We start from the raw sequence: 21,512 nt of genomic DNA, 5'->3' as shown, positions 1-21,512 counted from the left end.
CATACACATAAGGGGGATTTCGAGAGATGAAGGTTTTATTTGCTGCAGCCGAAGCTCATCCGTTCGTCAAAACAGGAGGGCTGGCCGATGTCATTGGAGCTTTGCCCAAGGCGCTGAAAGGCGTTGGTGTGGATGTGCGGGTGATTTTGCCGAAATACAGGGGAATCCCGGAGAAATTTGTCTCGCAAATGGAGCATGTTGCTGCTCTGAGTGTGCCGGTCGGCTGGCGCAACCAATATTGCGGCATTGAAACGATTATATATGACGGCATTCCCGTTTACTTTATCGATAACGAATATTATTTTGGGCGGGACGGCATTTACGGATACATGGACGATGGAGAGCGCTTTTCGTTTTTCAACCGGGCGGTGCTGGAGTGTCTGGAGACGCTTGATTTCCAACCGGATGTGCTGCATTGCCATGACTGGCATGCTGCAGTGATTCCGATGCTGCTGCAGGCCCAATACCGCCATAATCCGTTTTACGCTGAAATCCGGACCGTATTTACCATTCATAATCTGCTGTATCAGGGAGTATTCCCTTATTCTGTGCTTGGTGAGCTGCTGGGACTGGATGACAGCTATTTCCTGGGTGTGGAGTATTACGGCAATGTGAATTTCATGAAGGCGGGCATCGTCTACAGCGATCACATCACTACCGTCAGCCCGACCTATTCTGAAGAAATCCGTACAGCATATTATGGCTATGGACTGGATGGTTTGCTCTCTTCACGGGCGGACAGTCTGAGCGGGATTGTCAACGGCATTGACACGAAGATCTACAACCCGGCCAGCGATCCGCAAATCTATACCCGCTACCGTACCAATCTGGCCAAAAAAGCGGAGAACAAAATTGCATTGCAGCAGGAGCTGGGACTGCCGGTGGCCCCATACATTCCGCTGGTAGCGATGGTCACGCGTCTCGTCGACTCCAAAGGCCTGGACCTGCTAACCCGTGTGCTGGATGAGCTGCTCTATTATGATGATATTCAATTTGTCCTGCTGGGGACCGGTGATGAAGCTTATGAACGCTGGTTCCGTGAAGCCGGGTGGCGTTACCCGACCAAGCTTTCTTCGCAGATTCTGTTCAGTGACGCGTTGTCCCGCAAAATTTATGCGGCCAGCGATCTGTTCCTCATGCCGTCCAAATTCGAGCCTTGCGGAATCGGCCAGCTCCTGGCCCTGCGTTACGGCAGCATTCCGGTCGTCCGGGAAACCGGGGGGCTGAATGATACCGTTCATTCCTACAATGAAGAAACCGGAGAGGGCAATGGCTTCACCTTCAAGGATTACAACGCCCACGACATGATGTACACGCTCCGCCGGGCGGTGTCCTTTTACCACAAGCCCGAGCACTGGAAAAAAGTGACCAAAAACGCGTTTGCCGGTGATTACAGCTGGAATGTATCGGCACAGCAGTACATGGATATCTATAACCGCATTTTGGAACAGTCATAAAACAGCAGGATACAGGCAGCGAAAAAGGACGTTCGGCAGATCGGAGGATCTTGCTGAACGTCCTTTGTTCAAATATAAGAATTTATATGCTTCACGCTATAAATTTTCCTTCTATTTCTCGCTGAAACGGTACCGTCCTTAAAAAGGACGGCAAAGCCGTTTCTACTTGGATTTAACCCAGGTCCCGGCTGAGAATCCGGTATCCGTACGGGTCGAGCGAGATATGCATCATCCCTTCTTCGGGTGCAACCGGGTCTCCGGTCAAGGCATCCTGCCAATCATCCGTTTCCATCGGGTGGCTGAGGATGCGGGGCTCCGGCGAATTATTCATCCACACCGTAAAATGAATCACATCATCCGCACGCTCATAGACGATGCACGGGTCATTCTCACACGCCTGCAGAATACGGAAGCGGCCTTCGCGCAGCGCTTTGTTGTGCTTGCGCAGGGCAATCATCATCTTATAGAAGTCATACAGCTCGCGGTCCTGGCTTGCTTCATCCCATTCCATACACTTGCGGCAATCGGGATCTTCATGGCCTGTAAGGCCGATTTCATCACCATAATAAATACAAGGAGTCCCCATAAAAGTAAAAAGAAAAACAACAGCCAGCTTAAGCCTCCGCTTGTCTTCACCCACCACCGTCAACAGCCGGGGGTATCATGGCTGCCCAGCATATTGAAGACCACTTCATTGGTCTGCTGCGGATAACGCATGAGCAGGGCGCCGATCCGGTGTCCGAAGGTAATGCCGTCCATGCCCCCGTTGAAGAATTCCAATACGGTCCCGGAAAAAGGATAATTCATCACGGAATCGAACTGGTCGCCCAGCAGCCAGGTTAAGGAATCACTCCATACTTCACCCACAATGTAGGCTTCGGGATTGGCAGCTTTGACCACTTTGCGGAAATCGCGCCAGAAATGGTGATCCACTTCATTGGCAACGTCCAGCCGCCAGCCGTCCGCCTTGATTTCACTGATCCAGTATTCGGCCACCTCCAGCAGATAGGTTTTTACCTCATGATTGGCGGTGTTGAACTTCGGCATATTGCCAAAAAAACCGAAGGTGTCATACGTAGGAATACCGCCGACAATTTCGGCCGGAAAGGAGTTGATATGGAACCAGTCCTTATATACGGAGTACTCCCCCTTCTCCAGAACATCCTGAAACGGCGGGAACTTGTCGCTGCAATGATTGAACACGGCATCCAGCATCACGCGGATTCCTCTTAAGTGGCATTCCTCGACAACGGTTTTGAGCAGCTCATTATCGCCAAAATGGGGATCGACCCTTTTATAATCCACGATATCGTATTTATGGTTGGAAGGGGAGACGAACAGCGGGGTAAAATAAATGGCATTGATCCCGAGCTCCTGCAGATCGTCCAAATGGTCCAGCACGCCTTGCAGATCTCCGCCAAAAAAATTATCCAGCTTCGGCGTTCCGCCCCATGGCTCCGTCCCCTCCGGGTCATTCGCTGGATCGCCGTTGGCGAACCGCTCCGTCATGATCTGGTAGAACACCGCATCCTTGGCCCAGTTCGGCACCTGGAACAAATCGATTTGGTGTATGTAGGGGAACTCATAGTAGTGGTTGGGGGGAGCCGGATATTCCGTCTGGATACCGTTGTCCAGCAGATATACACTTTCATTGCCTTTGCTCACACGGAAGGTATAGCTGAGGCGTTTATATTTGGGCCGGACTGCGGCTTCCCAGTAATCGAACTTGTCGTCCGAGGCCGCTTTGTCCATCATGATATCGTAAGCGGTGTCTTTCCAATTGTATTTATCCCCGGTGAGCGCGACTACACAGTCCACATCATCCCGTTTGGTGCGAACACGCAGATGTATAGTCATTGCATCGTAGGCATAAGCCCATTTGTCACGGGGAACATGGTACATAGCTTCCAAAAGCATGATTGCACCTCCTAAAAGTGTTGTGGAGCATCACCACTGTGAACGACTGCGAAATAAAACCCGCATCGTAAGCATAGGCTAAGTTTTGTGAGCCCGTTAGCAAGTTAATACCACCCGAAGAGACAGCATGAACCATTTCTGCTATTCCGGGATCTATTGGAGATAGTACCTAGTATATACTTCTTTTAAATGGATGTGCATAATGAAGCGGCACAAGCAGTCAAGCATCGGCGTGGATTTCTTCCGCATTTTTACAGTCTTTGTCACAAATTTGTCTTTGCATATTCATACGTGTTGATTTATAATAAATCGGTCAATGGAACAACTGGAGAACTTGAACAGAACAGGGGAGATATACAGATGAACAAATGGGGTAAACTTTCATTAGGAATGCTGCTCGTGGCAGGTCTTATGACCGGATGCGGCAACAATAACAAGGAAAATAACGCAGCTACCGGCAACAGTGCGCCTGCGAATAGCACCACTGCGACAAAGACGCTTACACTGGGAACCAGTGCCGATTTTCCTCCGTATGAATTCCACAAAGTGGTGGACGGCAAGGATACCATCGTGGGCTTTGACATTGAGATCGCCAAGGAAATTGCAGCGGATATGGGAGCTAAGCTGGAAATCAAGGATCTGTCCTTCGATTCCCTGCTGAATGAGCTCTCAAGCGGCAGAGTGGATATGGTGATTTCGGGCCTGAGTCCAACACCGGAACGGGCAAAGGCGGTAGGGCTGTCCGATATTTATTACAAAGCCGAACAAGCGGTGGTTGTGCGTGAAGCCGACAAGGATAAGTTTGCGACCATGGATTCCCTGAAGGGCATCAAGCTGGGCGTGCAGACCGGATCGATTCAGGAAGACATCGCCAAGGGGATTGAAGGCGCGCAGCTGACTTCGCTGGGCAAAATTTCCGAAATCGTGCTGCAGCTGCAGTCGAACCGTGTGGATGCCTCGATCATGGAAGGTCCGGTAGCCAAATCCTTCGTAAAGAATGTCAAGGGGCTGGCCATCACTGATGCCAAACCTGAGGTAGAGGATGACGGATATGTGATCGGTGTGAAGAAGGGCAACGACGAATTGCTGGGTCAGGTGAACAAGACGCTGGCCCGTCTGAACTCCGAAGGCAAAATCGATGAGTATGTTGCAGCCGCAAGCGAGCTGGCCGAGAAGTAATTCTCAGGGCCTGAAGTAGTCATAAGTAGTTTAATCCCTGCAGCCGCTGCTGCAGGGAAGACATAAATCATTGGGAATGATCTGAAAATGGCGGTGCTCCGCTGTTTTCTATTTTTTTGCAGACAGGAGGTTATGCCAAAAATGAATGTATTTGATATCGCTTATGAGTACCGCAATTTTTTTCTTTCCGGTTTGAAGTACACATTGCTGTTGGCAGTGCTGGGGGTATTCTTCGGTTTTGTGCTTGGGATCATTGTGTCCCTGCTTCGGATGTCCAAATTGTGGATTCTGCGTTTTATTGCGACGGCCTGGGTAGAATTCCTGCGCGGCACACCTATGCTGGTGCAGCTGTTCCTAATTCATTACGGGCTGCCCGAATTTGGCCTGGAGTTTACACCGATCCAATCCGGGGCTATCACTTTGACCATTAACAGCTCCGCTTATCTGGCTGAGATCTTCCGTGCCGGTATCCAGGGGGTGGACCGCGGACAGGTCGAAGCAGCGCGTTCGCTCGGCATGCGGCAGGGGATGACCATGCGCTATATTGTTCTCCCCAAGCGATCAAAAACGTGCTGCCCGCCATCGGCAATGAGTTCATTACGATCATTAAAGAGTCTTCGATTGTGTCCATGATCGGGGTGGCAGATCTGCTCTTCGAGGCAAGATCCGTAACAACCATAACCTATGAGGGGCTGAATCCCTTAATTGTGATCGCCGTTATGTATTTTGTTCTTACCTTCACCTTGTCGAAGGTGCTGGGCTTATTGGAAAGGAGGCTGAACACGGATGATCGCCGTTAAGAACCTGCAAAAAAGTTTTGGCAAGCTGGAAATTCTGAAGGGGATTGATCTGCAGATTCACAAAGGGGAAGTTGTCGTTGTTATCGGCCCCAGCGGCTCGGGCAAAAGCACCTTCCTGCGCTGCCTCAATCTGCTGGAGCAGCCTACAGGCGGCGAAATTACCTTTGAAGGGGCGTCCATTACAGACAGGAAGCATGATATCAACGTGACCCGGGAAAAAATGGGCATGGTCTTCCAGCAGTTCAACCTGTTCCCGCACAAAACCGTGCTGCAGAATATTATGCTGGCCCCGCTGAAAGTGAAAAAGCAGCAGCCTCCGGAAGCGGAAAAAATCGCCCTTGAGCTGCTGCAGACCGTCGGCCTTGCCGACAAACGCGATGCTTATCCGGCCCAGCTCTCCGGCGGGCAAAAGCAGCGGATTGCCATCGCCCGGGCGCTTGCCATGCAGCCGCATGTGATGCTGTTTGACGAGCCCACCTCGGCCCTGGACCCGGAAATGGTCGGCGAGGTTCTGGAGGTCATGAAGAAGCTGGCGGAAGACGGCATGACGATGGTGATTGTTACCCATGAGATGGGCTTTGCCCGTGAAGTGGGCGACCGCATTCTGTTCATGGACGGCGGCATTATTGTGGAGGAAGGCGATCCTTCTCAGGTATTCGGCAATCCGCAGCATGCCCGCACCAAGGATTTTTTAAGCAAAGTCCTATAGAACAGCCCTTTTACGGCCCCGAACCTGATTCGGCGGCCGTTTTGCTTTTGCCTGGGGGAAATGGGTGATATAGTATATAGATGGCCAATCAACTTGAAAAGGAGTACATACAGATGAGAGATGATCTTCGCCGGATTGGCATCATTGATATTGGTTCCAACTCCATTCGCCTTGTGATCTATGATACGACGCCGGAAGGAGGCTACAAAATCATCAAGGAGTGCAAATACTCCGCTCGTCTGAGCGAGAAAATTACCAAGGACGGCAGACTGGAGCGGAGGGACATGGATTCGATTGTGCCAGTCCTGCATCAGTTCAAGGAGATTTGCAGCGAATTTGAGGTCGATAACATCCGTGCCGGCGCCACTGCGGCCATACGAAATGCGGCGAATTCAACGGAGATTGTCGCCTGCCTTTCGGAGGCATCGGAGATTCATATTGAAGTCATCAGCGGACACCAGGAGGCCTACTTTGGATTTCTGGGCGTCATCAACGCCTTTGATGTTCAGGATGGCTTTGTGATAGATATCGGGGGCGGAAGCACGGAGATCACCTTGTTCCGGGGACGGCGCTACCAGCAGAGCATCTCCTTCCCGTTCGGCGCGGTGAATACGAATCTGATGTTCGGCCACCACGGCAATTGGAACAGTGATCAGGTACGCAAGCTTCAGGCCTATGTGACCGGGAGGCTGGTGGAGCATGACTGGCTGAACAGCGGGCCGGGATTGCCGCTCTACGGGCTTGGCGGGACACTGCGCTCCCTGGGGAAGCTGGACCAGAAGCTGCGGGATTATTCACTGCCGAATTCACACGGCTATACTCTTTCCGGTGAGACCATTGATAAATTTATGGAGACGCTGCCTTCCATACCGTATGAGAAACGTAAGGATTTGGACGGGCTCTCCAAGAGCCGGGGGATATCATCGTCTCCGGCCTGATTATCTTTCACACGGTGTACCGGTATCTCGGGGCCAGCCAGGCCATAATCAGCGGAGAAGGCCTGCGGGAAGGCATGCTGCATGATCTGCTTGATCCCGGGCAGCCTGTGCGCGACAGTGCCCTGGAATTCAGCCTGAACACGATTGTCCGCTTTGACATCCGTACCTCGAAGCGGCATCTGGACCACATCTACAAGCTGGCGCTGAGCCTGTTTGACGCCTTTGATGCTGATGGGGACCGGGACGAGCAGCGGATGCTGATCTATGTGTCCATCATGCTGCACCGGACCGGCTCCAATATCAATTATTATCAATCCAAGCGGCATACGCGCTACTGGCTGATGAATTCCCCGATCCGCGGGCTTACCCACCGCCAGCTGATTCTGGGCGCTTTGATTGCCTCTTACAGCACAAAAAGCCGGAAGCAGAAATTGTCCCAGACGCACAAGGACATTTTGCTGGCTTCCGACGAGGAATGGATTCATAAGCTCGGTACACTGGTACAGCTGAGCATTGCTCTGGACAGTACCGAGATTGGCATTGTAAGCGGGCTGGAAGCCCGCCTGCACGGCAATACGCTTGATCTGGAGCTGCAGGGTGCAGGTGAGCTCCTCATCGGGCTGGAGGACATCGAGAACGCCCTCAAGGCGTTCAGGAATGTTTGGGGGCTGAAGGTAAAGCTCGGCTTCCCTTCCAACGCGTAACCTCCATAGCAGCGAACTGGCTCCGGAAAGGGGCCTTTTTGTCGTCTGCACGTTCATAATATCCGTTCGGCTGCAAAAAGCTGGATTTCACATTATCCTTGAGAGTGATCTCAAGAATTTTGACAATCTGCTTGCGGATTACCGGGTCCTTCACCGGGCACATCAGTTCAATGCGCCGCGTCAGATTGCGTGTCATCCAATCGGCGCTGGACAGGTAGACCTCAGGATTGCCGCCATTCTCGAAATAATAGATCCGGGAATGCTCCAGGAAACGGTCTACAATACTGCGGACCGTGATCCGCTCGCTTAGGCCTTCTATCCCCGGCCGCAGGCAGCAGACACCGCGCACAATCAGATCAATAGGCACTCCTGCCTGGGCGGCGCTGTACAGATTGTCAATGACCTCCTGGTTCGACAGAGAGTTCATTTTGGCGATGATCCGGGATGGACGCCCGGCAGCGGCATGTTCAGCTTCCCGCAGAATCAGCTTTTGCAGCGACAGGCTCATGCTGGTCGGGGCCACAACGAAGGCATTCCAGTCATGATTGGCCGAATAGCCTGTCATCTGGTTGAACAGCTCTGAAGCATCCAGACCAATCTCGCTGTTCGCTGTGAACAGGCTGAGGTCCGTGTAGGCTTTGGCCGTGCTGTCGTTGTAGTTGCCTGTTCCCACATGCACATAGCGGCGCAGTTCAGGCCCTTCCTGGCGGACAATAAGTGTGATCTTCGCATGGGTCTTCAGGCCAACCAGCCCGTACACGACATGGCAGCCGGACTGCTCCAGCTTGCGCGCCCAGGCGATATTGCGCTCCTCGTCAAAGCGTGCCTTCAGCTCGACAACGACAGTGACCTGCTTGCCGGATTCAGCGGCGACAGCGAGGGCACTGATGAGCGGAGAGTTTCCGCTGACACGGTACAGCGTCATTTTTATTGCCATGACCTGCTCATCTTCAGAGGCCTGTGTAATGAAATCGGTCATCGCATCAAAGGATTCATAAGGATGGTACACCAGCACATCGCGTTCGCGCAGCACTTCGAAGAAGTCCTCATTCTCATCAAACTCGGCAGGGTAGAGCGGTTCAATCGGCGCATCATGCAGGTAGCTGAAGCCCTTCAGGCTGCCGGCGAAGCCGCGCAGGAAACCAAGATCCAGCGGTCCGTCAATCTCAAAGACAAAATCCTCGAGCTCGAATTCAGCCTGCAGCTGCTCCAATGCATAAGGGTGGATTCCTTTTTGGACCTCCAGACGGGCAGGGACGCCCCGCCGGCGTTTGCGCAGCTCCTTTTCAATCTCCTCAAGCAGGTCCTCCGCACCTTCCTCGTCAATCGTAAGGTCGGAGTTGCGGGTTAGCCGGAATTCGCTTACGGCAACGGGATCATAACCGCTGAACAGCGTCTGGATATGATGGCGGATTACGTCTTCTATAAAAACAAACTGCCGTTTTTTGCTGTTGGAACGATGGGGAAGGGGAATGCATCTCGGCAGATTGGAAGGGATCTGCAGAATCGCAAAATATGGCTCTTCCTCCTGGCTGTCCTTGCGTGTCAGCACGACGGCAAGATAGATGAACTGGCTGTGCACCAGCGGAAAGGGACGGCTCTGGTCTACCGCCATGGGTGTCAGAACAGGGAATATAATGTCCCGGTAATACTGTTCAATGGACAACTCCTGTGCCGGTGTCAGGTCTTCATAATCCACAAACACGATGCCTTCCTTGTGCAGACTGCGGGAGATGTCACGGAATGTCCGGTATTGATCGGCAATAATTTTGCTGACCCGCTTGATGAGGCGTTTATAGAGACCGGAGGGGGTATAGCCGGTAAAATCCTTTTTGGTATAGCCGGCCCGGATCTGATCCTGAATTCCTGCCACGCGGACACTGATGAATTCATCCAGATTGCTGGACACAATCGCCAGGAACTTGGCCCGCTCCATCAGCGGGTTGTCCGGGTCCTGCGCCTCCTGGAGTACGCGGCGGTTAAATTCGATCCAGCTTAAGTCACGGTTCAGATAGGCGGTTGCCGGGCTGGTATGGTTATTCTTTTTTTCTTCTTCGTTCACGTTCATGGACCCTCCAAGTGCTTCAATGTCTTTGTGTTCTTCTATCATTCTACTATTTGCTAAAGAGAGAAATGTTAACGCTGTGTAAAATCTGCCGGGAATTTGTACCGGTTTTTTGCAAAATGATGAAGTGTTGAAATAATTCATTAAAAATATGTAATCATTTTCCCGATTGATAACGCTTCAAAATGCCATTTCTGTCAGTTTGGTAACAATTTCATAGGCAATGGTTACAAAATTGTGATATATTCATTACTGTTAGTTTTACAAAACAACACATCAGGGCAAATACAAGGTACATACGTCCGGAGTTACTGTGAAGCAGGAAGAGCGGGACACCCCCATCGGAATGCGATAATAATGAAGGAGGATATTATGAAAATCAAATTTGGAGCGGTTGCAGCATTGGCTGCAGCCCTTGGCATCAGCACATTGGTGCAGGCCGCACCTGTTCAGGCTGACAGCGTACATATCGCAGGAGAAGCTACTACCTATTATACCTTATCCAATCATTATGGCATAAGCATGGATAAGATTATGAACGCCAATCCCAATATTGCAGCCAATAATATTTATCCGGGCCTGAAGCTGGCCATTCCGGGGATTGTGAAGGCACAGGCCTTGGCTGCTGCCGAACCCGCAGCCAAGGCATCCGGAGAAGCCTCCCTTTTAAGTGTAGAGCCGCAGACCAACACCGTTCAAGCCTGGGGTAAGGAATACAGCTATGACAAAGTGCTTCAGGTCAAAGCAACAGCGTATTCTTCAGCGGTCAGCGAGAACGGCAAATGGGGGGCTGTGGACTATTTTGGCAACCCGCTGAAGCTGGGCACCATTGCAGTCGATCCCAGTGTGATCCCGCTTGGCACGAAAGTGCTCGTAACCGGCTATTCCCATCCGGGTTTGCCCAAGCAGGCGTTCATCGCAACTGCAACCGACATGGGCAGCGCGATCAAAGGAAACCGCATTGACATCTTTATCCCCGGCAGCCAAAGCTATGTTGCGGACTTCGGGTTCCAATATGTGCAGCTGTACATGATTGAATAGGCTATAGACTGAAAAGGAAACGAAGCATGCCGGTGCCCGGCAGTTCCGTTTCCTTTTTTATATATTTTAAATGCTTCGCACTATAAAATCTTCTTCTATTTCTCTATTTTTTTGGGCTGATCTGAAGCAGCTGCGGGACGGTAACGAAGGTATAACCTCTATTACGCATGATGCTGATCACTTCCGGCAGTGCTTGAATGGTTCCCCGCAAATCGCTGCCCCGGCCGCCTCCGCCATGCTGCAGAATGATGGCCCCTTTGCCGGCATTGGCAATGATATTATTCCGCACCTGTGATTTGGACAGCCCCTTCCAATCGAGCGAGTCCACATTCCAGTTCACCAGCTTGTAGCCGTGGGCTTTAGCCCATTTCAGCTGCGGTTCGCTGATGTCCCCGTAGGGCGGGCGGATCAGCCGCGGTTTATAACCGGCCGTTGTCTTGATGATATTTTCCGTGCGGATAATCTGTGTGCGGAACGCATTTACGCTGATTTTCCCGAACTGCGGATGATTGTAGGAATGATTGCCGACGGTGTGGCCTTCCCTGATCATCCTTGCCACAAGCTCCGGGTGCTTCTCAGCCCGGCTGCCCACAATAAAAAACGTGGCATGTACATGATACCTGCGCAGAACGTCCAGCACCTGCGGGGTGAACCGGGGGTCCGGCACATCATCGAACGTAAGGGCGATTTGTTTCCGGTGAGGCCCCCGGGTCTTGATCGTTTCAGGATATTTGCGGAGCAATTGGCTGAGGGTAAGTGTTTTGGTGCGTTTTTGCGATTGTGCCGCGCTGCGGGAAGAAGAACCTGCGGGGATGGCTCGCTCATCCTTGGGATTGGCCTCTGGTTTCTGGCTGCTGCCCAGCTGGAGAATCGGCCCTGGAATCTCCGGAGAGGCAGCTGCAGGCTGAGCGGAGGACACAGGAATGTGCATTGTTATACAGATACTCCCCAGAATGAGCAGCCTTAGGCTCATCTGCAGACATTTCATCGAGTCTCGCCTCCTTATTAATCTGAATGACTCCGCTGGCTTCATACTTCTCTTGTTATCCCCTGCCGGAGGCAGAATTATGCTGAATCTCCATGCCTCCAATGCCGAAAATACGTGTATACTACATTTGACGGGGAAAAAGTCCTGTCTATTATGAGAACGCAGCGGGAAGGAAGGAATGGTAATGCCGGATTTGTTTGCACCCTATGAATTGAAGGCCCTGTCCTTAAAAAATCGAGTTGTAATGCCCCCTATGTGCCAATACGCTGTAGACAAGCAGGATGGAATCCCAAATGATTGGCATTTCGTTCATTATGTCAGCCGGGCTGTGGGCGGTACCGGATTCATTATTGTAGAGATGACCGGAATCCATCCGGATGGCCGGATCACCAATCAGGATACGGGAATCTGGAGCGATGAGCATATTGCAGCTTACCGGAGGCTGACCGATGCGGTACATACTCAAGGGGCCAGGATTGCCATCCAGCTTGGTCATGCCGGCCGCAAGGCCCAGGATGCGGAGCCTCCCGTTGCCCCGTCGGCCATTCCATTCGACGCTAAGTCCAAGACGCCCCGGGCGCTCAGTACAGAAGAGATTGCCGGGCTGATTGGGGCCTACCGTGAAGGCGCGCGGCGGGCAGTAGAAGCTGGCTTTGATACTGTTGAGCTGCATGGAGCACACGGGTATCTGATCCATCAGTTCCACTCGCCGCTGACGAATGTCAGAGAGGACGAATATGGGGCAGACCCGATTCTGTTCGGGGAACAGGTAACCCGTGCCGTACGTGAGGTGCTTCCTGTTGAGGTGCCGCTCCTTATGAGAGTATCCGCCAAAGAATACGTCGAAGGCGGATATAATGAAGACTATGCGCTTGAGTTCTGCCGCCGCTATAAGGCTGCTGGAGTGGATATGTTCCATGTGTCTTCAGGAGGCGAAGGACCCGTTGGATCAAACGGCGGACCTGGTGCTGGACCGGCTTACCAGGTCGCTCTTGCCGAGTACATCCGCAGCGGACTTCAGGTTCCTGTGATTGCTGTAGGGCGCCTGGAATCCTATGAGGAGGCGCAGTCGATTGTCACCGGGGAGAAGGCGGAGCTTGTCGCTGTGGGCCGGGGAATGCTGAGCGACCCCTATTGGGCACTGCACGCCGAAGAGGCGCTTGGCGGCGTAGATAAGGTGAATGTGCCCAAGCCATATGAACGCGGGGTCTGGAAGCAAAAATAGGCAATGAGGAATGTGAACTTTATCACAGATTTTAAGTTCCTTCTAAGGCATGGTTAATAAGATTAAATTTGAAGGAGCTTGATAACGTGGCGACGGTGATTAGTAACGAGCGGCTGGCAGATGGAGTGTATCACCTTCGGGTCGAAGGGGATTACGGTGGTGCAATGGGGCAATTCTACATGTTGCGGGCATGGGGAGCCTTTCCACTGCTGTCCAGACCGCTAAGCATACATCAAGTTAACGATAACGGTGTGGAATTTCTGTATCATGTGGTGGGTGAGGGCACGAAGATTTTGGCTGAACTGGAGCCCGGAGATTCCCTGGAGCTCGAAGGGCCTTTTGGCAGCGGATTTCCGGTTGTAGACGGCAAGGTTGCATTGGTAGGCGGGGGAATCGGGATCGCCCCTCTGTACTACTGTGCGCAGGAGCTGCCGGGCAGCGATATTTATCTGGGCTTCAGCCGTGAGGCGTTCCGCACCGAGGCTTTTCGTCCTCTGGCCGCTGAATTGACAGTCAATGTGGGCGGCCTGGTGCTTGACAGCGTCGATTTTACCAGCTATGACCATATCTTTGTCTGCGGACCGCATCCGATGCTGAAAGCTGCGCAGCTGAAGGGGATAGCAGCACAGGCGGCTGGCAAAAGACCAAATGTGTATCTGTCCCTGGAGAACCGCATGGCTTGCGGAATCGGCGCCTGTCTCGTGTGCAGCGTCTCCTGCCGTGACGGACAGCGCAAGGCTTGTGCAGACGGTCCGGTATTCCTCGCGGAAGAGGTGATCTTCCATGATTAATATGACGGCTAATATAGCGGGTGTTCATTTCAAGAACCCGGTCATCATGGCTTCCGGAACCTTCGGGTTCGGCCGTGAATACAGCAAGCTGTACGATGTTTCACTGCTGGGGGCATCTCCGGCAAAGGCCTTACCCTTCACCCTAAGGCCGGCAACCCCGGTGTGCGTGTTTATGAGACAGCTTCGGGCATGCTGAATAGCGTAGGGCTGGAGAATCCGGGGGTAGAAGCGTTTCTCGCCAAAGAGCTTCCTTATTGGGAGACGCTGGATACCGCACGTTTGGTGAACCTCGGCGGGAACACGCTGGCGGATTATGTGCGGGGGGCCGAGCTGATTCAGCGGGATGCCGATGCGCGCAGCGCTGCCGGCAAACCTGCGGTGGATATGATTGAGCTGAATATTTCCTGTCCCAACGTCAAGGAAGGCGGCATCGCCTTTGGTGTAAAAACACCTGCCGCACAGGAAGTAGTGCGTGCTGTAAGAGCGGCAACCAAGCTTCCGCTAGCGGTGAAACTGTCCCCGAACGCCGAGGATATCGCGGAAATGGCCGTAATGTGCCAGGAGGAAGGCGCTGACGCCATCTCGCTGATCAATACGATCTCCGGCATGAAGATCGATGTCCGCCGCCGCCGCAGTGTATTCAATAATTTGTATGCCGGATTGTCCGGTCCTGCAATCAAACCGGTGGCGCTCCGGATGGTGCACCAGGTGGCGAAGCGGGTATCCATACCGGTGATTGGCATGGGGGGAATTACCTCCGCTACAGACATCATTGAATTTATTATGGCCGGTGCAACGGTGATTCAGGTAGGCACATATAACTTCATGAATTTGCGGGCAGGCAGTACGCTTGTAGAAGAGCTGCAGCAGTTCATGATTGAAGAGAACATATCATCGCTGGAGGAAATCCGCGGCATCATCTGAATCTAGTGAAGGATTTAGGCCCAGGTCTTCTCTTCCTGAGATATCTTCGTGTACTATGGTTAATATAATGGGAAAGGGGAGTATCTGATGTCTTCTTCACAGCTTCATCCGGGTGACATTGAACTGTCTGCTATCGAGGTTGGCCGGGACCTGCTGCTGCTGATTGGCGGAGGAGTCCGGCACATTGGCGCTGCCAGTACGGCTTATATGGAGGAAGGGAACGTTAAGGTATCAACGTCGGCGGTTCCTCACCATAAGGAGCATACGGTCTCCGAATCTATTGCCACGCGGGTTGCCGCTGCGCTTGACCGGACGGTTACAGTAGTGATGGGCATTCATTACGACGATTTAAGCAAGGAAGGCATAGCCCGGGTTGTGGACATTGTGAATTTCAAAGTAGATCAATATTTATTTGGGCAAAATTTGAAACGATAATGCCACTCCCTGCGTAGAAGATAACAAATAAGCAACTAACTTTTATTTTGGAGGAATGAACCAATGTCTATCTTTAAAAGATTACGTGATTTGACCATGTCCAATGTGAATGCGATTATCGACAAAGCGGAAGACCCGGTCAAAATGACGGACCAATACATTCGTGACATGACTGAAGATTTGGAGGATGCGGAAAAAGCTGTTGCAGCCCAGATCGCGATTGAGAAAAAGTTCAAGCAGCTCTACGAAGAACAGGAAGCGCTGGTAAGCAAACGCAATCAGCAGGCGCATACCGCTGCTCAGGCAGGCAATGCCGATCTGGCCCGCCGTGCTCTGGAAGAGAAGAAGGCTGCGGAAGCCAAGCTGGTAGAATACAAGGCAAGCTTTGACCAGAATAAGGCATCTGCGGATAATCTGCGCGGCAAGCTGGAGGAAATGCGCAAACAGCTTACCCAGATGAAAAACAAACGTGAGACGCTGGTTGCCCGTTACAATGCCGCCAAGGCCCAGACGGAAATCAACAAAGCCATGAGCGGATTCAGCTCCGATTCCGCCTCCGCAGGACTGAAACGGATGGAGGACAAAATGCTGGCCGCGGAAGCACAGGCTGAAGCCAGCAACGAGATGAGCTCCGGCAACAAATCGCTGGATGACGAATTTGAGAAGCTGGGCAAGGATCAGGCGGTAGAGGATGAATTGGCCGCGCTGATGAAGCAATACGACAAACAATAACATATTGGCATAGGCCCAGGCTTCAAGGCTAATGTCCACAGGCGAAGGGGAGACAGATCGGACGTTTCTTCTTCGCCTTCTCTATGCTGCCCGCAGCGGGCAGGCAAACTGATTATCGGGGGCTAAGCAATGGATTTCCATATTCTGGTGTCCATGGTGGTATGGACGGTGAGCGGCTCGGTACTGCTATGTGTGCTGATGTACGTGGATTCGCTTTTTACCCGTTATAACGATTTGGAAGAGATCAAAGCAGGCAATATGGCGGTTACCATGCGGTTTGTGCTTAAGCTGCTGGCGCAAGGCTATATTCTATCGTCCTCCATTGCTTCTTCCAACAGTTTGGGGGATGCACTGGTGGTCTCCATAGTTTCCTTTGTTCTTTTATTTTTCCTGGAAAAAATAGTGCGTCTGCTCCTGTTCACCTGGGCGAAGCTGGATCTGGACCATGGCACCCAACTGGGCAAAATCGGCTACGGCGTGCTGGCAGGCTCCCTTCATGTGACCGGTGCATTGATTATTGCGGCTTTTATTCGAGGTTAGAAAACCTTTAAAAGGAATGATGAGTTTGAGTATTTGGAAACGTATTGGTAATATTTTCTCCAAACCTGAGGCTCCGGCTGCACCCAAAAGCATGCTGGACTTGTCCCCGGGCGATATTTGCGAGGTGTCTCTGGTAACCTACGAGGTAACTGGGCGAACGCAAACCAGCGGCCGCAATGCTGTGGTATTGACTTTGCGCGACGGCAGCAGCATTGGGTATCTGTATATAGAACAAAGAGAGCAGCTCCAGTACGCATTGTATCAGCCGATTGACGGGCGTCTGGATAATCCTGCCGAGGTGCCGGCTACCCTGGAGCTGGATGATTACACGTATTATCTGGAAGAGGAATATGAAGGATATGCCTCCGTCACCGGTCAGACTCCTTATACGAACGGCGGGCAGCAGCATGTCTGGCAATACCAGTCCGATGAGTCCCGGCTGCTTCGGGTAGAGTGGCAGAATGGCCGGTTTATGCTGTATGAAGGTGAAAAAGTCATTCCTGGAGACGTTAAAGTCATCCGGGCCTAGCAGGTACCGGAGATTCAGCAGGCACAACGCGCCGCCAAATACTGCCGTTTCATTTGAACTCAGCGGACTTGAAGATCTCTATAATGATAGATGCTTTCGCTTGATTGCGTGGCATCTATTTTTTGAACTCTTTAAGGTCTGCCATGTTAAAATAGTCCTGTATGGCCAGTGGATCAACTCAGAATAATTGATGACAAAACGAGATGAAGAGGTTGGGTACACATGAACAGTAAAGAGGAAGCAAAAGATTCTAAATTTCACCGTAAAGCGCTCCAGGTTGCAGAAGCCCAGTCGCGGATTATGGAATATGCCAAGCTGCTCCAGATGGAAAAGGTGCCTCTGGACCAGAGTGTGGGACGTTATTTGGCGGAGCCCGTCTATGCGCCTCATCCGTTCCCGGCCTTTAACCGTTCAGGTATGGACGGCTATGCGCTTATGGCCGCCGACACGGAGGAGGCGGGGAAGGCAAGCGGGTCTGGCTGGACGTGGTGGACAACATTCCTTGCGGCGCCGTACCTGCTGCCGATATCCGGAGAGGGACGGCTGCCCGCATTATGACAGGAGCCCAGGTGCCGGCAGGCGCGGATACGGTGGTGATGCTGGAAGCTACGGAGAGCAGGGAAGAAGGCGGAAGGCTTCAGGTGGGTATCCGCAAGCCGCAGGCAGCTGGCAAAAATGTGACACAGCGCGGCTTTGAGCTGAAGGAGGGAGAGCTTGTGCTTTCCGCCGGAAGGATGATTAAGGCTGGCGATATTGCAGTCCTGGCTGCTTTCGGAATCCCTTTGGTACAAGTCATACGCAGACCCAGGGTAGGCATCTTTGCAACCGGAACCGAGCTGTTGGACGTTCACGAACCGCTTGTTCCCGGCAAAATAAGAAACAGCAATTCTCCTATGCTGGAAGCGCTGGTGCGTGAGTGTGGCGGGGAGCCGGTGATGCTTGGGGCAATTGTGGATGATATTGAACAGGCGCGAAGCAAGGTGCAGATCGCTCTGGAAAGTTATGATGTGGTGATTACCACTGGAGGGGTGTCTGTCGGGGATTATGACATCATGGGAGATCTGATCCGCGAGAACAGCGGGGACATGCTGTTCAACAAGGTGACGATGCGTCCTGGAAGTGTGACAACGGCTGCTGTCCGGGGAGGAACGCTTTTACTGGCGTTGTCGGGCAATCCGGGTGCCTGTTTTGTTGGATTTCATCTGTTCGCCCGGCCTGCCATCCTGCAGATGCAAGGGGCTGACCAGCCATTCCTTCCGGAATGGACAGCGGTGCTGGGAGCAGATTATAACAAAGTGAATAATTACACCCGCTTTGTCCGTGCCCGGCTGGAGATTCATGAAGGGCAGCTTTATGCCTATCCGGCCGCCATTGATGAATCCTCTGTGATGGTAACGATTAAGGATAGTGACTGCCTAATCGTGATCCCGCCGGAGGAACGGGGAATAACTGCGGGAGATTCTGTGAAAGTACTCAAGCTGCCTGGTGAAATTCGGGGCTAAATCGGCCTGAGACAGGTAATGCTGGATGGGAGGCTGCTGGAATGAGGCGGCGCAGACAACAAAAGATGACAAGTAGAAACGGCTTTGCCGTCCTTTTTAAGGACGGTACCGTTTCAGTGAGAAATAGAAGGAAAATTTATAGCGTGAAGCATATAAATTCTTATATTTGAAAAAAGGGAGCAGCAGACCTGCCGTGTGCCAGATCGTGGGTTATAAAAACAGCGGCAAAACGACCCTGCTCTGCGAATTGATTCCGCTGTTGCGTAAAAAAGGCTGCACAGTAGCGGTCATCAAGCATGACGGCCATGATTTTGAGATGGACCATGAGGGAACGGATACCTGGAAGCAGCGGCAGGCCGGGGCTTCAGCGGTTGCCATCACCAGCGCTGCCCGGACGTCGGTGATTCAGGAACGGACAAGCAGTCTGGCGGAGCTGATTGAAGCTTTTGCCGGCTATGATTATGTACTGGTAGAGGGCTTCAAACAGGAACCTTACCCCAAAATCGTCCTGCTCCGCCGTGAAGAGGATATCCCGCTGCTGGGAGAGGCAAGCAATATAGTCGCAATGGCCGTCTGGGACTCCATACGGGGAATGGAATTGCCGGAGGTCCCGGGCATTCACCGGTTTGCTGTTAACGATAGCCTGGAAATAGCCAACCTTTTGTGGCAGCAACGATCTTACTTTCAAAATTTCAGTATATGAAAAATTCACAATTTTGAACTTCCAGAGTGTAACAACTCCCGTTAAAGTTACTTTACTATAACCCCCGTCTCAAAGAACAGCGGCCCCGCTCACCAGTTGAAGGAGTGCGGAGCCGCTGTTCTGCTGCTGTATGGGCTTCCGGGAACGAAGAGCAGCAATTGCGGCGGTGCTTCTACACCATCATCCAGTGCTCAGGATGTACAAATCTATCGGGAAGCCTGGTTGAAGCATCGCCCTTCGCCGCATTAAGCTGCGATTGGGTCAGAAACAAGGTGCCTCTAAGGTCAGCGCCGCAAAGATTGGTGTCGCGGAAATCAGCCCCGATCAGATCGGCTCCCCTCAGATCTGCTCCGCTGAGGTCTGCAGCAATCAGATAAGCTCCACGCAGACTGACACAGCGCAGATCTGCCTTTTTGAGCTTGGCGCCGATCAGGTCGGCGCCCCGATAGACTTTGGGGCGTTTGGGCGCATTGTGCAGCTGACGCCGTGCAGCTTCGCGTGCCAGCTCGCTGGTCCGCAGCAGCAGTTCATTGATCTCTGCACGGGCAGCATGGACGTCCACCTTGAGCAGGGCTTCAGCCGGCAGCAGGGTGAGCCGCTCTGTCTGCTCAAGGGCGGAATAGAGCTGGCTGTGAATCGGCTGGGTAGCCGGCAGCAGCAGTGCCTCGGTCAGATAACACAGCAGTTCATGAAGATGACGCATCACCGGGAAGACCTCGAACATTGAAGCAGCGGTTTCCGGAGCCTCGCGCCAGTCCCTGCCGTTGAAGGTAATATGGGAAACCTTAGGCCCTGCACCAAAGCATTCATACACAGTACAACCCCTGAAGCCCTTGGCTCTCAGACCCGTATGAATCCCGCAGCGGAAGTCATTCCGCAGGTTAGGACAAGGCTGGCCGGCATTTTTATCGATGGCAAAGTCTGAAGATACGGCAAAGGGCAATGCGGCACAGCATAGGCCAAAGCAGCTTTCACAATTCGACTGTAAATGAATGTGGTTTTGATCAAGTGAAGCAGACAGCAATTCTTGGGGGTAAGACATTTAGGACAATAACTCCTTTCAGGATAAGGGGATCAGTTCTCCAGACGCCGCTCAATCGCCTCAGACATCGTTTTGTCTGTAAGATGCGCATAGACTTCGGTAGTTTCAGTTGAGGCGTGTCCGAGCTGTTCCTTCGTTTTGTAGATATCATTTTGCAGATAATAGTCTGTAGCAAAAGAGTGGCGCAGCTTATGCACGGTAAGATAGGGCTTGCCGAACCGCTTGGCGTATTTGATAATCATCTCCTGAATCGCCCGCTTGGTCATCCGTTTGCCTTCATGGCTGCCGTTCGGCAGTGCAATGAACAGCGCTTTTTCTTTCTTGGGCGTTTTGTAGCGGGACTGCCGCAGGCTCAGATAGAGCGAGAGGTCATCCTTGGCTTGTTCCCTGAAGTAGACCGGGGTTTTGAACGTTTCATCGTTATTCCCCTTGCGGTAAACATACAGCAGCTTATTGTTCACATCCAGATCATCCACGTTCAGATTGACCACTTCTGAGACACGCAGGCCGGAGTTCAGAATGAGGCTGGCAATGCAGGCGTCGCGTTCACGGTTAAGCTGGAAGGAGTAGTAGGCCTGCTTGTTCGCTTCAACATCCCGCCCATATCCATCGTAAATGTATCCTACGAACTCCAGCAGCTCCTCGTCTTCCAGAATTTTGCCTTTGAGCTTGGCCGCTGTATCCTTGGGCTTGTGAATGCGTTTGATCTCCACCTTGGCCATGATGTTGCGTTTGAGCAAAGGATAGAAATTCTCGTCTTCAGCAATCTGGCTTAAATAGTGGAATAATGAACTAAGTGCCGAAAGCTTGCGGGAGACCGTAACTCTGGTATTGGTTCCCTCAGCACGGGTGGTCAGGTGCAGGCGGTAACCGACAATGCTGTCCATATGCAGCGTCTCCAGATCCAGTAAAGTAATCTCCGCCAGACTGGCGGCCTGGGTAAGACCCTCGGCACGAAGCCAGCCGAAGAACGATTCATAATCGCGGATGTACTCCAGCAGAGTAGAGGGGGAGAGGTCTGGCCGTTTGAAGTCAATGAACTGCTGTACGAACCAGGGCATGAGCAGCACTTTTTCGTCTAAAAGCTTACGGTCGCTGTTTTTTTGAATACTCAAAAACTTGTTCACCTGCCTTATGGTTGCTGATCATCTGCGGAGTTGCCTTCCTTGCTGCTTCCTATTTTATCATGTTTCATGGCTTTTGGCCGGATTTCACAGTGGCATACAGGGTTGCCTTGCTCCTGAAGTGGCAAAGTTATAGAATGTGTAATAAAAGTGAATCCAAGAGGTGA

General features: G+C 52.2%; 17 protein-coding genes and 4 pseudogenes. 16 read left to right on the top strand and 5 right to left on the bottom strand.

Annotated elements, in window-relative coordinates:
- The first annotated feature begins 26 nt into the window (after window positions 1-26).
- Window positions 27-1,457 carry a glycogen synthase GlgA gene (glgA, locus tag JI735_RS26015; RefSeq protein WP_039835463.1) on the top strand — a complete coding sequence of 477 codons (1,431 nt, stop codon included), beginning with the start codon at window positions 27-29 and terminating at the stop codon, window positions 1,455-1,457.
- 172 nt (window positions 1,458-1,629) lie between these two features.
- Here glgA and JI735_RS26010 read toward each other — a convergent pair.
- Window positions 1,630-3,374, bottom strand: a pseudogene (locus JI735_RS26010) (alpha-glycosidase).
- A gap of 360 nt (window positions 3,375-3,734) precedes the next feature.
- Here JI735_RS26010 and JI735_RS26005 point away from each other — a divergent pair.
- The 5 genes and pseudogenes from JI735_RS26005 (at window position 3,735) to JI735_RS25985 (ending at window position 7,704) form a co-directional block, all read left to right on the top strand.
- On the top strand, window positions 3,735-4,553 hold the full coding sequence (locus JI735_RS26005; protein ID WP_039835461.1) for a transporter substrate-binding domain-containing protein: 819 nt from the start codon (window positions 3,735-3,737) through the stop codon (window positions 4,551-4,553).
- An 87-nt stretch (window positions 4,554-4,640) separates the two neighbouring features.
- Window positions 4,641-5,353 (top strand): annotated as a pseudogene (locus JI735_RS26000) (amino acid ABC transporter permease).
- The gene (locus JI735_RS25995; protein ID WP_039835460.1) at window positions 5,340-6,062 is read left to right on the top strand and encodes an amino acid ABC transporter ATP-binding protein; all 723 of its coding nucleotides are present in this window, start codon (window positions 5,340-5,342) and stop codon (window positions 6,060-6,062) included. The pseudogene JI735_RS26000 and the gene JI735_RS25995 overlap by 14 nt, the downstream one beginning before the upstream one ends.
- A 113-nt stretch (window positions 6,063-6,175) precedes the next feature.
- A complete protein-coding gene (locus tag JI735_RS25990) occupies window positions 6,176-7,000 on the top strand; it encodes a Ppx/GppA phosphatase family protein (protein WP_202676579.1) in 825 nt (274 codons plus the stop codon).
- Window positions 7,001-7,014: 14 nt separating this feature from the next.
- A complete protein-coding gene (locus JI735_RS25985; protein ID WP_202676578.1) occupies window positions 7,015-7,704 on the top strand; it encodes a hypothetical protein in 690 nt (229 codons plus the stop codon).
- Here JI735_RS25985 and ppk1 read toward each other — a convergent pair.
- A complete protein-coding gene (ppk1, locus tag JI735_RS25980; RefSeq protein WP_039835458.1) occupies window positions 7,652-9,772 on the bottom strand; it encodes a polyphosphate kinase 1 in 2,121 nt (706 codons plus the stop codon). The two genes, JI735_RS25985 and ppk1, sit on opposite strands and share 53 nt — an antisense overlap.
- A 369-nt stretch (window positions 9,773-10,141) precedes the next feature.
- Here ppk1 and JI735_RS25975 point away from each other — a divergent pair, with 369 nt between their 5' ends.
- A complete protein-coding gene (locus tag JI735_RS25975; RefSeq protein WP_039835457.1) occupies window positions 10,142-10,810 on the top strand; it encodes a 3D domain-containing protein in 669 nt (222 codons plus the stop codon).
- A 103-nt stretch (window positions 10,811-10,913) separates the two neighbouring features.
- Here the strand turns inward: JI735_RS25975 and JI735_RS25970 are convergent, their stop codons facing one another.
- Complete coding sequence (locus JI735_RS25970; protein ID WP_039835456.1) at window positions 10,914-11,798, bottom strand: polysaccharide deacetylase family protein; 885 nt, start codon at window positions 11,796-11,798, stop codon at window positions 10,914-10,916.
- Between the two features lie 184 nt (window positions 11,799-11,982).
- On the opposite strand from JI735_RS25970, the gene JI735_RS25965 reads away from it, so the two are divergent.
- The 9 genes and pseudogenes from JI735_RS25965 to mobB all read left to right on the top strand — a co-directional run bounded on the left by JI735_RS25965 (window position 11,983) and on the right by mobB (window position 19,179).
- Window positions 11,983-13,023, top strand: coding sequence for an NADH:flavin oxidoreductase/NADH oxidase (locus tag JI735_RS25965; protein ID WP_039835455.1), 1,041 nt, complete (start codon window positions 11,983-11,985; stop codon window positions 13,021-13,023).
- Window positions 13,024-13,109: 86 nt separating this feature from the next.
- The gene (locus tag JI735_RS25960; protein WP_020429898.1) at window positions 13,110-13,814 is read left to right on the top strand and encodes a dihydroorotate dehydrogenase electron transfer subunit; all 705 of its coding nucleotides are present in this window, start codon (window positions 13,110-13,112) and stop codon (window positions 13,812-13,814) included.
- A pseudogene (locus tag JI735_RS25955) lies at window positions 13,807-14,738 on the top strand (dihydroorotate dehydrogenase). The gene JI735_RS25960 and the pseudogene JI735_RS25955 overlap by 8 nt, the downstream one beginning before the upstream one ends.
- Before the next feature lie 87 nt (window positions 14,739-14,825).
- Window positions 14,826-15,173: a prenylated flavin chaperone LpdD gene (gene lpdD / locus JI735_RS25950; protein ID WP_039835450.1), complete on the top strand. Its 348-nt coding sequence runs from the start codon at window positions 14,826-14,828 to the stop codon at window positions 15,171-15,173.
- 63 nt (window positions 15,174-15,236) lie between these two features.
- Window positions 15,237-15,905 (top strand): PspA/IM30 family protein, encoded by a 669-nt coding sequence (locus tag JI735_RS25945; protein ID WP_020429902.1) that lies wholly within the window; start codon window positions 15,237-15,239, stop codon window positions 15,903-15,905.
- A gap of 129 nt (window positions 15,906-16,034) precedes the next feature.
- Complete coding sequence (locus JI735_RS25940; protein ID WP_020429904.1) at window positions 16,035-16,445, top strand: DUF350 domain-containing protein; 411 nt, start codon at window positions 16,035-16,037, stop codon at window positions 16,443-16,445.
- Window positions 16,446-16,470: 25 nt separating this feature from the next.
- Window positions 16,471-16,974: a DUF4178 domain-containing protein gene (locus tag JI735_RS25935; RefSeq protein WP_039835449.1), complete on the top strand. Its 504-nt coding sequence runs from the start codon at window positions 16,471-16,473 to the stop codon at window positions 16,972-16,974.
- 222 nt (window positions 16,975-17,196) lie between these two features.
- Window positions 17,197-18,476, top strand: a pseudogene (locus JI735_RS37055) (molybdopterin molybdotransferase MoeA).
- Between the two features lie 166 nt (window positions 18,477-18,642).
- Window positions 18,643-19,179: a molybdopterin-guanine dinucleotide biosynthesis protein B gene (gene mobB, locus JI735_RS25925; RefSeq protein WP_039835451.1), complete on the top strand. Its 537-nt coding sequence runs from the start codon at window positions 18,643-18,645 to the stop codon at window positions 19,177-19,179.
- Window positions 19,180-19,351: 172 nt separating this feature from the next.
- On the opposite strand, the gene JI735_RS25920 is transcribed toward mobB, so the two are convergent.
- A complete protein-coding gene (locus tag JI735_RS25920; protein WP_039835447.1) occupies window positions 19,352-20,221 on the bottom strand; it encodes a pentapeptide repeat-containing protein in 870 nt (289 codons plus the stop codon).
- A gap of 32 nt (window positions 20,222-20,253) precedes the next feature.
- On the bottom strand, window positions 20,254-21,336 hold the full coding sequence (gene xerS, locus JI735_RS25915; RefSeq protein WP_039835446.1) for a tyrosine recombinase XerS: 1,083 nt from the start codon (window positions 21,334-21,336) through the stop codon (window positions 20,254-20,256).
- Window positions 21,337-21,512: the final 176 nt, after the last annotated feature.

The sequence above is a fragment of the Paenibacillus sonchi genome (genome assembly GCF_016772475.1).
In the GTDB taxonomy this organism is placed as follows: domain Bacteria; phylum Bacillota; class Bacilli; order Paenibacillales; family Paenibacillaceae; genus Paenibacillus_AQ; species Paenibacillus_AQ sonchi.
This window is presented reverse-complemented; position numbering and strand designations above follow the sequence as displayed.

Coding starts and splice junctions, on each gene's coding strand:
- glgA (WP_039835463.1), top strand. CDS start 27: ATGAAGGTTTTATTTGCTGCAGCCGAAGCTCATCCGTTCGTCAAAACA.
- JI735_RS26005 (WP_039835461.1), top strand. CDS start 3,735: ATGAACAAATGGGGTAAACTTTCATTAGGAATGCTGCTCGTGGCAGGT.
- JI735_RS25995 (WP_039835460.1), top strand. CDS start 5,340: ATGATCGCCGTTAAGAACCTGCAAAAAAGTTTTGGCAAGCTGGAAATT.
- JI735_RS25990 (WP_202676579.1), top strand. CDS start 6,176: ATGAGAGATGATCTTCGCCGGATTGGCATCATTGATATTGGTTCCAAC.
- ppk1 (WP_039835458.1), bottom strand. CDS start 9,772: ATGAACGTGAACGAAGAAGAAAAAAAGAATAACCATACCAGCCCGGCA.
- JI735_RS25975 (WP_039835457.1), top strand. CDS start 10,142: ATGAAAATCAAATTTGGAGCGGTTGCAGCATTGGCTGCAGCCCTTGGC.
- JI735_RS25970 (WP_039835456.1), bottom strand. CDS start 11,798: ATGAAATGTCTGCAGATGAGCCTAAGGCTGCTCATTCTGGGGAGTATC.
- JI735_RS25965 (WP_039835455.1), top strand. CDS start 11,983: ATGCCGGATTTGTTTGCACCCTATGAATTGAAGGCCCTGTCCTTAAAA.
- lpdD (WP_039835450.1), top strand. CDS start 14,826: ATGTCTTCTTCACAGCTTCATCCGGGTGACATTGAACTGTCTGCTATC.
- JI735_RS25945 (WP_020429902.1), top strand. CDS start 15,237: ATGTCTATCTTTAAAAGATTACGTGATTTGACCATGTCCAATGTGAAT.
- JI735_RS25940 (WP_020429904.1), top strand. CDS start 16,035: ATGGATTTCCATATTCTGGTGTCCATGGTGGTATGGACGGTGAGCGGC.
- JI735_RS25920 (WP_039835447.1), bottom strand. CDS start 20,221: ATGTCTTACCCCCAAGAATTGCTGTCTGCTTCACTTGATCAAAACCAC.